11 protein-coding genes are annotated in these 13394 nt (G+C 56.0%); all 11 read left to right on the top strand.

The features are described from left to right. The first annotated feature begins 2 nt into the window (after window positions 1-2). The 11 genes from H3L92_RS00270 to H3L92_RS00220 all read left to right on the top strand — a co-directional run bounded on the left by H3L92_RS00270 (window position 3) and on the right by H3L92_RS00220 (window position 13059). Window positions 3-1073 carry a glycosyltransferase family 4 protein gene (locus H3L92_RS00270; RefSeq protein WP_085366169.1) on the top strand — a complete coding sequence of 357 codons (1071 nt, stop codon included), beginning with the start codon at window positions 3-5 and terminating at the stop codon, window positions 1071-1073. A 137-nt stretch (window positions 1074-1210) separates the two neighbouring features. After that, complete coding sequence (locus H3L92_RS00265) at window positions 1211-2281, top strand: glycosyltransferase family 4 protein (RefSeq protein ID WP_085366168.1); 1071 nt, start codon at window positions 1211-1213, stop codon at window positions 2279-2281. A gap of 15 nt (window positions 2282-2296) precedes the next feature. Further along, window positions 2297-3472: a glycosyltransferase gene (locus H3L92_RS00260; protein ID WP_085366167.1), complete on the top strand. Its 1176-nt coding sequence runs from the start codon at window positions 2297-2299 to the stop codon at window positions 3470-3472. Further along, on the top strand, window positions 3469-4101 hold the full coding sequence (locus H3L92_RS00255; RefSeq protein ID WP_085366166.1) for a sugar transferase: 633 nt from the start codon (window positions 3469-3471) through the stop codon (window positions 4099-4101). Before H3L92_RS00260 ends, H3L92_RS00255 begins: the two co-directional genes overlap by 4 nt. Beyond that, entirely contained in the window at window positions 4088-5056 is a 969-nt protein-coding gene (locus H3L92_RS00250) for an ATP-grasp domain-containing protein (protein WP_085366165.1), read from the top strand. Before H3L92_RS00255 ends, H3L92_RS00250 begins: the two co-directional genes overlap by 14 nt. A gap of 169 nt (window positions 5057-5225) precedes the next feature. Beyond that, complete coding sequence (locus H3L92_RS00245) at window positions 5226-6008, top strand: formyltransferase family protein (RefSeq protein ID WP_085366164.1); 783 nt, start codon at window positions 5226-5228, stop codon at window positions 6006-6008. Beyond that, on the top strand, window positions 6001-7176 hold the full coding sequence (locus H3L92_RS00240) for a DegT/DnrJ/EryC1/StrS family aminotransferase (RefSeq protein WP_085366163.1): 1176 nt from the start codon (window positions 6001-6003) through the stop codon (window positions 7174-7176). Before H3L92_RS00245 ends, H3L92_RS00240 begins: the two co-directional genes overlap by 8 nt. Before the next feature lie 104 nt (window positions 7177-7280). Further along, entirely contained in the window at window positions 7281-9185 is a 1905-nt protein-coding gene (locus H3L92_RS00235; protein WP_085366162.1) for a polysaccharide biosynthesis protein, read from the top strand. Between the two features lie 62 nt (window positions 9186-9247). Beyond that, window positions 9248-10378: a polysaccharide export protein gene (locus H3L92_RS00230; protein WP_085366188.1), complete on the top strand. Its 1131-nt coding sequence runs from the start codon at window positions 9248-9250 to the stop codon at window positions 10376-10378. 14 nt (window positions 10379-10392) lie between these two features. Next, window positions 10393-10833, top strand: coding sequence for a low molecular weight protein-tyrosine-phosphatase (locus tag H3L92_RS00225; protein ID WP_085366161.1), 441 nt, complete (start codon window positions 10393-10395; stop codon window positions 10831-10833). A 54-nt stretch (window positions 10834-10887) separates the two neighbouring features. After that, window positions 10888-13059, top strand: a complete 2172-nt coding sequence (locus H3L92_RS00220) for a polysaccharide biosynthesis tyrosine autokinase (protein ID WP_085366160.1) — start codon at window positions 10888-10890, stop codon at window positions 13057-13059. Window positions 13060-13394: the final 335 nt, after the last annotated feature.

Raw genomic sequence — 13394 nt, 5'->3', positions numbered from 1 at the left:
TCATGAAAATCATTCTAGCCACCTCGATGAGCGGCTTGGGCGGCACGGAAAACGCCACCTACCGTTTGGGGCGTTTGTTGTGCAACAAGGGACACGAAGTGCTGCTGGCCTCTTCAGACGGCCCGCTGGTCGGCGATTGCCGCGAAGCGGGCATGAAGTGGCAGCCCATTGATTTCTATAACGGCGGCGGGTTGGGTTATTTGAAGGGAATGCAGGCGTTTTTCAAACTGGTGCGGCAGGAAAAACCCGATATCGTCCACTGCCAGATGGCGCGCATCGTGCCCGCCTGCGCCGTAGCCGCCAAACTTGCGTCGCCGCGCACCAAGGTGTTTTGGCACGCCCGCGGCCTGGTGGCGGAAACCTATCCGAAAGTGGTGAAGATTTTCCGCAGGCTGGGCGTGTATATCATCGCCAACTGCAAACACGAACGCGACAAATTAATCCGCCACGGCTTTCCCGCAAACCGCGTCACCTATACTTACAACGCCCTGCACAAAGTGGATTATGTGCCCGAAAAGGCTGAAAAAGATTATGTAACGCTGGGCACGCTCTCAAGGCTCGACTATCTGCGCGCGGTGGATCAAACGCTGGATATTTTCAAAATACTGCTCGACCGCCACCTGCCCGTCCGCCTCAACATCGCGGGCGTGGGCGAAGACATGGACAAACTCAAAGCGCAGGCCGATCGTTTGGGCGTGGCCGACAAAGTAACTTTTCTCGGCGGCGTGCGCAATCTGACCGAATATTTCAAAGAAGTGGATATTTTGCTGAACAACCCCCGCTGCCCCGGCGACAGCTGCGCGGGTGTGGGCAACAATGTGCTGGAGGCGGGGCTGTATGAAACCCCCGTCGTGACCTACAACATGGGCGGCATCACCGAAATGGTAATACAGGGCGAAACGGGCTACTGCTTCAAGCTCGGCGACGAACAGGGCTTTGCCGACGCCGTGGAAAAACTGGTTTACGACAAACCCTTGCGGCAGCAGTTGGGCAAGGCGTTAAACAAACACGTTAACGCTTTGTGTTCCGACGAAGAAATCTACCGGACCACGATGGAAGCATACCGCATATAAACACCTGCGGCGGCCTTTCGGTAAAGGCCGTCTGAAAAACCTTGCCTGCCGTTAAAGTTTATTTGCATACCGGCAGGCATCTTTTACATCGTTTTTATGTCCAACTGTAATTAACAAATGCAAAAACTATCGCACCCATGAAAATTATCATCACAACTTCAATGAGCGGCCTGGGCGGCACCGAACACGCAGCGTTCCGTTTGGGCAAGCTGTTGCACGAACACGGCCATACCGTGGTTCTGGCTTCTTCAGACGGCCCTTTGGTTGCGGAAGCCAAAGCTGTGGGGATGAAATGGTACGATATTGATTTCTACAACGGCAAAAGCGGCTATCTGAAAGGAATGCTGGCCTACACCCGCATGCTCGCCAAAGAGCGGCCCGACATCGTGCACTGCCAGATGGCGCGCATCGTACCTGCCTGCGCCATAGCCGCCAAAATCGTTTCGCCCAAAACCAAAGTGTTTTACCACGCCCGCGGCCTCGACCCCGAAACCTATCCGAAAATCGCCAAACTGTTCGACAGGCTCGGCGTGTATATCATCGGCAACTGCAAACACGAGCGCGACAAATTGATACGCCACGGTTTCCCCGCCGCACGCATTGCCTACACCTACAACGCCCTGCCCGAAAAAGCGGCCGCCGTTCAAGAAAAAACAGCCAAAGATTATGTGATGCTCGGCACGCTCTCGCGCCTGAGCCGCACCCGTGCCGTACACTTGACCATCGACATCGTGAAAGCGCTGCTCGACCGCGGCGTGCCGGTCAAGCTCTCGGTGGCCGGCATAGGCGAAGAAACAGACAACCTCAAAGCGCAGGCGCAAAACCTGGGCATTGCCGAACATGTGAGCTTTCTCGGCGGCGTGCGCGACTTGGGCGCTTATTTCAAAGAAGTCGATATCCTGCTCAACACGCCCGTTTTAATCGGCGATCACGGCGCGGGCGTAGGCAACAATATTCTGGAAGCCGGCTTATACGAAACCCCCGTGGTTTCATATGATGCGGCGGGTATTTCCGAAATGGTGGTCGACGGCGAAACCGGCCGCTGCATACCGTTTGAAGACAAAGCGGCCTTTGCCGGTGCCGTTGAGAAGCTGGCCGCCAGCCCCGAACTGCGCCGGCGCATGGGCAAAGCCCTGCACGACCGCGTAACGCACCTGTGTTCCGACGAAGAAATATACCGCACCACCTTGGCCGCCTATAATATGTAAATACAGGAAACCGCTATGAAAATTGCCATCGTTGCCCCCTACTGTTCGTTGCCGGGCGAGCCTAATTTCAACCGTTTCTGGTATTTGGCCGTATTATTGGCGCAATCCCACGACGTGCTGCTGCTCACCAGTAACTTCAAGCATCTGAACAAATCTTTCAGACGGCCCGAAATGGCCGAAGAATCTTCGCAAGGCCGTCTGAAAGTGAAGCTGCTCAAAGAAAGCGGCTACACCAAAAACGTATCGCTCGCCCGCGTGCAAAGCCATCATGTGCTGGTGAAAGATTTCGAACAGTGGCTGCAAAACTGCCGGCCGGGCGAATGGGACGTGGTTTATTCCGCCTACCCGCTGATCGCCACCAATATCCTTTTGGGCAAGCATAAAGCGCGCTTGGGCTACAAACTGATTGTCGATGTGCAGGACGTTTGGCCGGAGGCTTTCTCTTCGGTTATCCCCGCCCTGAAAAAAATCCCCCACAACCTGCTGCCGTTCGCTTCGCGCGCCAACGCCGCCTACGCTTACGCCGACGGCTTGGTGGCCGTGTCGCAAAGCTATCTCGACCGTGCCAAAGAAGCCAACCCCGGCGCACCCGGCGAAGTGGTGTATATCGGTGCGGATTACGACAAACTGGGCAGCGCCCAACCCAAACCGTTTAGCGGCGATAAAACCCGCTTCTTCTATTTGGGCACCCTCAGCTACAGCTACGATATGGAAACCGTGTGCAAAGGCATACAGCGTTTGGCCGAAGCGGGCGAAAACGTCGAGCTGCACATCATGGGCGGCGGCCCCGATTTGGAAAAACTCAAACAATACGAATCCGAGGCGGTGAAGTTTTACGGCTATATCCCCTATGCCGAAATGATGTCGGTTGCCAAAGGCTGCGACATTGCCGTGAACCCTATCCATTCGTATGCCATGCAGTCGGTTACCAACAAGCTTTCCGACTATATGGCGCTGGAAAAGCCCATACTGAACAGTCAGGTAAGCAGCGAAATCGACGAAATCCTCACCCTGCTGCCGCACGCAAACTACCGCTCGGGCGACGTGGAAAGCTTTACCGCCGCCGCCCGCCAAATCCTGCAACACAAAAACGATCCGGTTAACAGCGAAGAAATCGTGCGCCGCTTCAAGCGCGATATCGCCTACCAAAAAATCGTCCGCTTAGTAGAACAATTGGGGAGCCGACAATGAATATGCTGATAAAACGCCTTTTCGACATCGCTGCCTCGGCTGCCGGGCTGATTGTTTTATCGCCCGTGTTGCTGGTTTTGGCCTATTTAATCCGCAAAAACCTCGGCTCGCCCGTGTTTTTCACCCAAGAGCGGCCGGGCAAAGACGGCAAGCCGTTCAAAATGATTAAATTCCGCTCCATGCGCGATGCCGTTGATGCAAACGGCAACCCGCTGCCCGACAGCGAGCGGCTCACCCCGTTCGGCAGAAAGCTGCGCGCCACCAGCCTCGACGAGCTGCCCGAGTTGTGGAACGTGCTCAAAGGCGACATGAGCCTGGTCGGCCCGCGCCCGCTGCTGATGAAATACCTGCCGCTTTATAACGAATTCCAATACCGCCGCCACGAAATGAAACCGGGCATCACCGGCTGGGCGCAGGTAAACGGGCGCAACGCGATTTCGTGGGACGACAAATTTGCTTATGATGTATGGTATATAGATAACCAAAGCTTTTGGCTCGATATCAAAATCCTGATGCTCACCGTAAAAAAAGTATTTGTAAGGGAAGGCATCAATGCCGGAGAAGACGTAACCATGCCCACTTTCAAGGGCAACAACCCGACAGGCGACAACGACCATGACAACCAATAAAAACGTACTCATTTTATCCGCCGGCCGCCGCGTAGAGCTTGTGCAGGACTTCCAAGCCGAAGCCGCCAAGTTTTCAGACGGCATCAAGGTGCTGGCCACCGACCTGAACCCCCGTATGTCGCCCGCCTGCCATGTGGCCGACGGCGCGTTCAGCGTGCCGCCGATTTCCGCCGAAAACTATATCGACAGCATTTTCGATTTGGCGCTTGAGCAAAACATCGGCCTGATTATCCCCACCATCGACACCGAGCTGCAAAAACTCGCCGATGCGCGCCGCCGTTTCGAAGAAGCGGGCATCCACATCATCGTTTCCGACTCGGAGCTGGTAACCATCTGCCGCGACAAGCGTTTCACCGCCAGCCTCTTCAACCACTGCGACATCGACACACCCGAAATCTACGAGCGCGAAAACCTCACCTTCCCCTGCTTTGCCAAACCCTACGACGGCAGCCGCAGCATCGGCGCGAAATATATCCACACCGCCGAAGATTTGTCTTACGACATGCTCAAAGACCCGAAAATCATCTTCTGCCAATATATCGACATCACCAACGAATTCACCGAATTCACCGTTGATCTCTATTACGACCGTTCGGGCCGTCTGAAATGCGCCGTGCCGCGCGAACGCCTCGAAGTGCGCACCGGCGAAGTGAGCAAAGGCGCCACCCGCCGCAACGGCCTTTATACGCTGCTGATCGACAAAATGTCGCATCTCGAAGGTGCGCGCGGCTGCATCACCGCCCAGTTTTTCTGCAAAGGCAGCACGGTTTACGGCATCGAAATCAACCCGCGCTTCGGCGGCGGCTTCCCGCTCACCTATGCCGCCGGCGGCAACTATCCCGGCTGGCTGATGCGCGAATACCTCTACGGCGAAAAAATCCCGTTTTTCGACGAATGGGAAAACAACCTGATTATGCTGCGCTACGACGCCAAAGTTTTGGTTCGCGACAAATAACGGCCGAACAACGGCACTCCGCCTTGCCGCACAAACACCCGCCTCACACCCGAACCGAACTTAAACAACGAGTATGCCGTCTGAAAACAAATAACCGGGTTTGCCGTATGCACCGGCCTGAAAATTCAAGCCTCAACTTTAAATCACCTTTCAAACAAAGGATTGCACAATGACCAGAATTCTCTTTATGGGTCGGAAAAAAGTTTCCGCAGGCCTCTTGGAATTTTTATCCGCCCAAAGCGGCATCGAAATCGTCGGCGTGTTAACCGACAGCCACCTGCAAGGTTCGCCCACCACGGCGGTGGCCAAACGTTTGGGGCTGCCGCTCTACACCTTCGACACGGCGCTCGAAGCCATGCGCGAAGGCCGTCTGAAATACGATTTGGGCTTATCGGTATTATATTGGCGCAAACTGCGCGACGAATTTTTAACCGTGCCCGCGCGCGGCACCATCAACTTCCACCCCGCCATCCTGCCCGAATACAAAGGCACGGGCGGCTATAACCTGGCGATTATGGACGGCCTCTCCGAATGGGGCATTTCCGCCCACTACATCGACGACTCCATCGACACCGGCGATTTAATCGAAGTGGTACGCTTTGCGATGGACCCCGACACCGCCACCGCGCAATCGCTCGAACGCGAATCGATGCAGGTGCTCGACGGTTTTGCCAAACGCCTGATTATGCAGGCGGTTGAGAGCGAAGCCAAACTGCCCACCTTCCCGAATATCGGCGGCGAATACACCAGCCGTGCCGAAATGGAAGCCATGAAAGAAGTCCGCCCCGGCGACGATGTGGGCAGAAAAATCCGTGCGTTCTGGTTCCCCCCCTACGACGGTGCCTACGTCGAAATCGACGGTCAGAAATACACCCTGGTCGACCGCCGCATTTTGGAAGAAGTCGCCCCCAAAGATTCCACCAGCCTTTTTGCAGGATCAGCCGATGCTTAACACTTCTATCGCCCCGTGGCCCAGCTTCACCCAAGAAGAGGCCGACGCCGTTTCGCGCGTTTTACTGTCTAACAAAGTGAACTACTGGACAGGCACCGAATGCCGCGAGTTTGAAAAAGAATTTGCCGCATGGTGCGGTACAGAATACGCCGTTGCGCTGGGCAACGGCACGCTGGCGCTCGACGTTGCCCTCAAAGCGATGGGCATCGGCGCGGGCGACGACGTGATTGTTACCTCGCGCACGTTTCTCGCCTCCGCCTCCGCCATCGTAACCGCCGGCGCCAACCCCGTGTTTGCCGATGTGGATTTGAACAGCCAGAACATTTCCGCCGAAACCGTTCAGGCGGCCTTAACGCCGAACACCAAAGCCATCATCGTGGTGCACTTGGCCGGTATGCCCGCCGAAATGGACGGCATCATGGCGCTGGCCGAACAGCACAAACTGTGGGTTATCGAAGACTGCGCCCAAGCGCACGGCGCCAAATACAAAGGCAAACCCGTCGGCTCCATCGGCCATGTCGGCGCGTGGTCGTTCTGCCAAGACAAAATCATGACCACCGGCGGTGAGGGCGGCATGGTTACCACCAACGATAAAGATTTGTGGTCGAAAATGTGGTCGTATAAAGACCACGGCAAAAGCTACGATGCCGTTTATAACCGCCAACACCCGCCCGGCTTCCGCTGGCTGCACGAGAGCTTCGGCACCAACTGGCGCATGATGGAGATGCAGGCGGTTATCGGCCGCATCCAGCTCAAGCGCATGAGCGATTGGACGGCCAAACGCCAAGCCAACGCCGCGCAACTCGAAGCGGTGCTCAAACCGTTTGCCTGCATCCGCTTGGTAAACGTGCCCGACTATATCGAACACGCGCAATATAAATTTTATGCGTTTGTGAAACCGGAAAACCTGAAAGCGGGCTGGAGCCGCGACCGCATCGTCGAAGCCTTGGCCGAACGCAAAGTGCCCTGCTATCAGGGCAGCTGCTCGGAAGTGTATTTGGAAAAAGCCTTCGACAACACGCCGTGGCGGCCGAAAGAGCGGCTGAAAAACGCCGTTGAATTGGGCGACACCAGCCTGATGTTTCTGGTACACCCGACCATCACGCCCGAAGAAATGGCGTTTTGCTGCAAAAACATACAGGAAGTGCTCGCAGAAGCAACCGCATGAAAGTTTTCAGGCGGCCTCAGCCTTCTGAAGGCCGTCTGAAAAAACACTGTTATCCCGATCGAGAATACGCTTTTCCAAAACAATAACAACCGGATAATAAAACGATGAACTTGGAAACCTTACTTGCATTGCCCCGCAATGTGAAAAAAACCTTTTTCGTTATCCACGATACTCTGGTGATTTTTGTGGCTTTTTGGTTTGCCCAAAGCCTGAAAGCCAATTATTTCAACGAATGGGGCAGCTTTGCCAACTGGCTGGCGTTCGCCGCCACCGCCGTGCTGACCATTTTGCTGTTTGTGCGGCTGGGCCTCTACCGCGCCGTTACCCGCTATGTGAGCACCCGCATCCTCAGCACCGCCGTGCTCGGCTGCGTGGCCTCGGCGTTTATTTTCCTGTTCAGCGTGCTGCTGTTCGAGCAGCGGCTGCGGCTGGCCCTGCCGGTGGTGTATTTCCTGATGCTGGTGGTGCTGGTAACCAGCTCGCGCATCATTTTGAAAGCCTTTCTCACCGACCGCAGCCACCGCAAACAAATGGCGCCCGTGATTATCTACGGTGCGGGGCAGTCGGGCCGCCAGCTGCTCGAAGCCATCAAACAGGTTAACGAATACAACGCCGTGGCGTTTGTGGACGACAACCCCGCCATCCAGCGCACCACCATTTACGACCTGCCCGTTTACAGGCCGTCTGAAATCGAAGACTTAATCAAACGCTACGGTGTGGAAAAAATCCTACTGGCGATTCCCAGCGCCTCGCAGGAACAGCGCAAACTGATTATCGAACGCCTCAAAGCCCTGCCGTGCGAAGTGCTGGCGATTCCCGGCATGAAAGATTTGGTCGACGGCAAAATCAGCATCAGCTCGCTGAAAAAAGTGTCGGTGGTGGATTTGCTCGGCCGCGACCCCGTCGCCCCGCGCCCCGAACTGATGAGCGCCGACATTTCCGGCAAAGTGGTGCTGGTAACCGGCGCGGGCGGTTCCATCGGCTCCGAGCTGTGCCGCCAGATTATCCGCTACCGCCCCGCCAAACTGCTGCTGTTTGAATTGTCGGAATTTTCGCTTTACAGCATCGACAAAGAGCTGAACGAATTTCAGACGGCCTCGGGCATGAATATCGAAATCGTGCCGCTTTTGGGTTCGGTGCAGCACCGCAACCGTCTCTTCAGCATCATGCAGGCTTACGGCGTGCAAACCGTGTATCACGCCGCCGCCTACAAGCATGTGCCGATGGTCGAATTCAACACCATCGAAGGCGTGCGCAACAATGTGTACGGCACGCTCTTCTGCGCGCAGGCCGCCGTGGATGCGGGTGTGGAAACCTTCGTTTTGATTTCCACCGACAAAGCCGTGCGCCCCACCAACACCATGGGAGCGAGCAAACGCATGGCCGAGCTGTGTTTGCAGGCATTGGCCGCCGAACCCGGCCAGCAAACCCGTTTCTGCATGGTGCGCTTCGGCAACGTGCTCGGCTCTTCCGGCTCGGTGGTGCCCGTGTTTGAAAAACAAATCGCCCAAGGCGGCCCGATTACGCTTACCCACGAAGACATCACCCGCTACTTCATGACCATTCCCGAAGCCGCGCAGCTGGTGATTCAGGCGGGCGCGATGGGCAAAGGCGGCGACGTGTTCGTGCTCGACATGGGCGAGTCGGTAAAAATCATCGACCTGGCCAAGCAGATGATCCGCCTGAGCGGTTTGGAAGTGAAAGACGACCAAAACCCCGACGGCGACATCGAAATCAAAATCACCGGCCTGCGCCCGGGCGAAAAATTATATGAAGAATTGTTAATCGGCGACGAAGTGCAAAAAACCACTCATCCCCGCATTATGACCGCCAGCGAAGTAATGCTGCCGTGGGAAGCGTTATCCGACATACTTAACCGTATGGATTCGGCATGCAGGCAAATGAACCAAATGGCGCTGCGGCAACTCTTATTAGAAGCGCCCACCGGCTTTGCACCCAAAGACGATATCTGCGATTTAGTGTGGTTACAGAACCGCAAGGCCGTCTGAAACACTATTCTTTTTCAGACGGCCTCAACAACCTTTTCATCAATGGAAGATAAAACGTGAATATCCCGAAACTCACCGCCATCAGCTTATCATTGCTCGCTTTCGCAGGCTGTACCGTTATCCCCGGCTCCGGCCTGCCCACCCGCAACAAAACCATAGTGTACGAAGAAGGCGAAAGCCGGGCCGACACCAACATCAGCAACCGCATCAGCATCCACCCGATTACCCCCGGCCTGCTCGACCGCATGGAAGAAGCGCCGCGCCGCGCCCTGAGCAACCCCGCGCTCGACCGCCAAAAAGCCGACTACCGCTACCGCATCGGCAGCGGCGACGTGCTGAACATCTTGGTTTGGCACCACCCCGATCTGAACACCCCCTCCACCGACAGCCTCAGCCCCGACAGCAAACAGGTGAGCAACGGCGCCTGGGTTGACGAGTCCGGCTATCTGGCCTACCCGCTGGCCGGCAAAATCTACGCTCGCGGCAAAACCCTGCCCGAGCTGCAATCCATACTCACCAGCCGTCTGAAACGCTACATCAAAAACCCGCAGGTTTCGGTGAACGTGGCCGAATTCCGCTCGCAACGCGTTTCCGTGTCCGGCGCCGTAAGCAAACCCGGCCAGTTCCCGTTAACCAACGTGCCGCTCACCCTGCTTGACGTTATCGACCAAGCCGGCGGCGCCGCCGGCAATGCCGACACCAACAACATCAAATGGACGCAAAACGGCGTAGAACGCACCATTTCGCTGCAAGACATCCGCCAACACGGCGATTTGTCGCAAAACCTGCTCTTGCGCGGCGGTGATGTCATCTATGTGCCCACCAACGAAAACAGCCGTATCCATGTGATGGGCGAAGTCGGCAAACAAGCCTCCCTGCCCCTGGGCAACTACGGCCTGACCCTTACCCAGGCGCTGGGCAACGCGGGCGGCATGAACCAAGTAACCGCCAACGCCTCGGGCGTGTTCGTTATCCGCAATATGCCGACCGACCGCGAAAAACCCATACACGTTTACCAGCTTAACCTGAAAGACGCCTCGGCCTACGCCATGGCCAACCGCTTCAAACTGCGCGCCAACGATGTGGTATATGTTACCGCCGCGCCGGTTGCCCGCTGGAACCGCGTCGTTTCGCAAGTTACCGCGTCGATCAGCAACGTTTACTACATCGACAATATTTTCGGCGGCAACTAACGAATCTCGGCCAGATGTATCAGAAGATTTTAATCGTGTGCATAGGCAATATCTGCCGCTCGCCCACCGCCGAGCGGCTGTTGCAGCAGAAAATGCCCCACCTGCAAGTGTCGTCGGCAGGATTGAGGGCGCTGGCGGGCAAAGATGCCGACCTACAGGCCATACGCACCGCCCTTCGCCGCGGCGTGGTTATCGCCGGCCACACCGCCCGCCAATTAACGGCCGCCATGTGTGAAGAAGCCGATTTGATTTTGGTGATGGAACCCTGGCATATCGACGGCGTGGCCGACGTATTGCCCGCAGCCCGCAGCAAAACCATGTTGTTCGGCCAATGGCTGCCTAAAAAAAGCATACCCGACCCCTACGGGCAAACCGACGAAGTGTTTGAAACGGTTTACCGCCAGATTGACGATGCCGCCGAGCAATGGGCGTTCAAACTGATGGTCAGGCCTTGAGGCCGGCCGGTAAAACCCACAACAAAAAATAGAAATGAAAAGGAATTTCCGAACATGGCAAAACAATACCCACAATATCCGCACCCACCGCAAAACAGCGGCGGCGAAATCGACGTAGGCCAACAGCTGCGCAACCTGCTCCACTATAAATACCCGATTGCCATCGCCGTTTTGGCCGGCGGCTTTTTGGGCGCACTCTACAGCCTGGCCGCCACCCCCGTTTACCGCGCCGATGCCATGCTGGAAATCGAAACCAAGCAAAACCAGATTCTGACCGAAATCAGCAACCTGTTCTCGCCCGAAAACAGCAACCTCACGTTTGAAGGCGAACTGGAGCTGGCGCAGTCGCGGCTGGTGCTGGGCAAAACCGTCGACGACCTGCAACTTGCCCAAACCGTTACGCCGAAATATTTCCCCATTGTCGGCAGCCTGGTGCACAACCTCAGCAGCGACACCGAACCCGAGCTGAAAATCCACACGTTTGATGTGGAGCCGGACTGGCTTAACGAAGCATTCGTGCTTACCGCCCAAAACAGCAAAAGCTACACCGTCGAGCTGCCCGACGGGCGCACGCTCAACGGCAAAGTCGGCCAGGCGCTGAAACTCAGCCCGCAAACCACGCTTCAGGTCAACCAGATTCTGGCCGACGACGGCCAGCGCTTTACGCTGGTGAAACATTCCAAACTCAGCGCGATCGAAAACCTCAAGCAAAACCTGACCGTATCGAGCAAAGGCAAAACCAGCCCGATTATCAACTTGGCCTACAAAGGCACCGAGCCGGACAAAATCACCAAAATCCTGAACAGCATCGCCGATAACTACGTCAACCAAAATATCAACCGCGACGTTCAGGTGGCCGCCAGCGGCTTGGCCTTTATCAGCGACGAGCTGCCGCGCCTGAAAGCCACCTTGCAGGAAGCCGAAAACAAATTAAACGAATACCGCAAAAAAAGCGGCTCGCTCGATATCCCCGTCGAATCGAAAGGCGCGCTCGAAAGCCTGGTAAACATCGAAACCCAAATTACCAACCTGCGCACCGAAGAAGCCGGGCTGGCCGAACTCTACACCCAAGAGCACCCCACCTATAAAGCCGTGCTCGACAAACTGGCCGTGCTCGAAAAAGCCAAAAGCAGAATCAACCAGCAAATCGCCGAGCTGCCCAACACCCAGCAGGAAGTTATCCGCCTGACCCGCGACGTGGAAACCAACCAAACCACCTACACCCAACTGTTGGCCAAACAGCAGGAACTCAACATCATGAAGGCCAGCACCCAGGGTAACGTGTGGATTGTCGACTACGCCGACGTGCCCGAAAAACCCGTTGCCCCGCGCAAAGCCGTGATTACCCTGTTGGCCGCCATGACCGCCGGCGTATTGACCGCAGGCTGGTTCCTGCTGCGTTCCGCCCTGCGCCACGGCATCACCAAGCCCGAGGAAATCGAAGCGATGGGCATGGATGTTGCCGCGATTATTCCGCTTTCCAAAGCGCAGAGTAAGCGTGACACCCTGCGCAGCAAGCTCAAATCGTTTTCAGGCAACCGCGCCAACTACCTGCTGGGCGTGGAAGCGCCCACCGACGCCGCGGTGGAAGCCCTGCGCGCCCTGCGCACCAACATCTATTTCTCGATGATAGATGCCAAAAACAATATCCTGATGATTACCGGCACCTCACCCAACGTGGGCAAATCGTTCGTGGCCGCCAACCTGGCCACCGTAATGGCGCAGTCGGGCAAAAAAGTGCTGCTGATTGATGCCGATATGCGCAAAGGCTATCTCGACGAACTGTTTTCCATCTGCCCCGAAAAAGGCTTGTCCGACATTCTCGAAGGCAGGCTTTCCCCCGGCCAGGCCGTGCAGGAAACCGAAATCCCCAACCTGAGCTTTATCGGCCACGGCCCCCTGCCCGAAAACCCGTCGGAGCTGCTGCTCGACGGCCGGCTCGCCACGCTGCTGAGCCGCGCCCGCCAGCGTTATGATTATGTGGTTATCGACACCCCGCCGGTATTGTCGGTAACCGATGCCAACATTGTCGGCCAACAAGCAGGCACCACGCTCTTGGTGGCGCGCTACAACGCCACCTCCGCCCGCGAACTCGATATCAGCGCCAACCGCCTGGCCCAAAGCAACATCAAGGTCAGCGGCGTGATACTCAACGGCATGCGCAGCGAAGGCCGCAGCGGCTACGGCTATTATGCTGCCTATACGCGCAAGGCCGATAAAAAATAACCCGCAAACACCAAGGCCGTCTGAAAACGTTTCAGACGGCCTTATCGTTCGGATTAGTTTCAAATATAGTGAATTCAAATAAAAACTCCGAAATGAAATAACTGCATTCAAACTTGCAATTGGGCGATATGCTAAAGAATCGTTTTACCCTACTTCGGCATTCTTATTTTAATCCACTATATATAGTGAACAAGCCTAATAAAAAGCCCCGTCATACTCGGGCTTGACCCGAGTATCTTGAGTTTCAATGTCATGAGATACTCGGGTCAAGCCAAAGTATAACAAAACAGTTGTTAAGCAATTGGTTTTCCATACAAAACCTGCGTTTGCCGCTT

This window comes from Neisseria dentiae (assembly GCF_014055005.1).
GTDB classification, from domain to species: domain Bacteria; phylum Pseudomonadota; class Gammaproteobacteria; order Burkholderiales; family Neisseriaceae; genus Neisseria; species Neisseria dentiae.
Note: the sequence above shows the minus strand (reverse complement) of the source record. Positions and strands in the feature narration are given on the sequence as shown.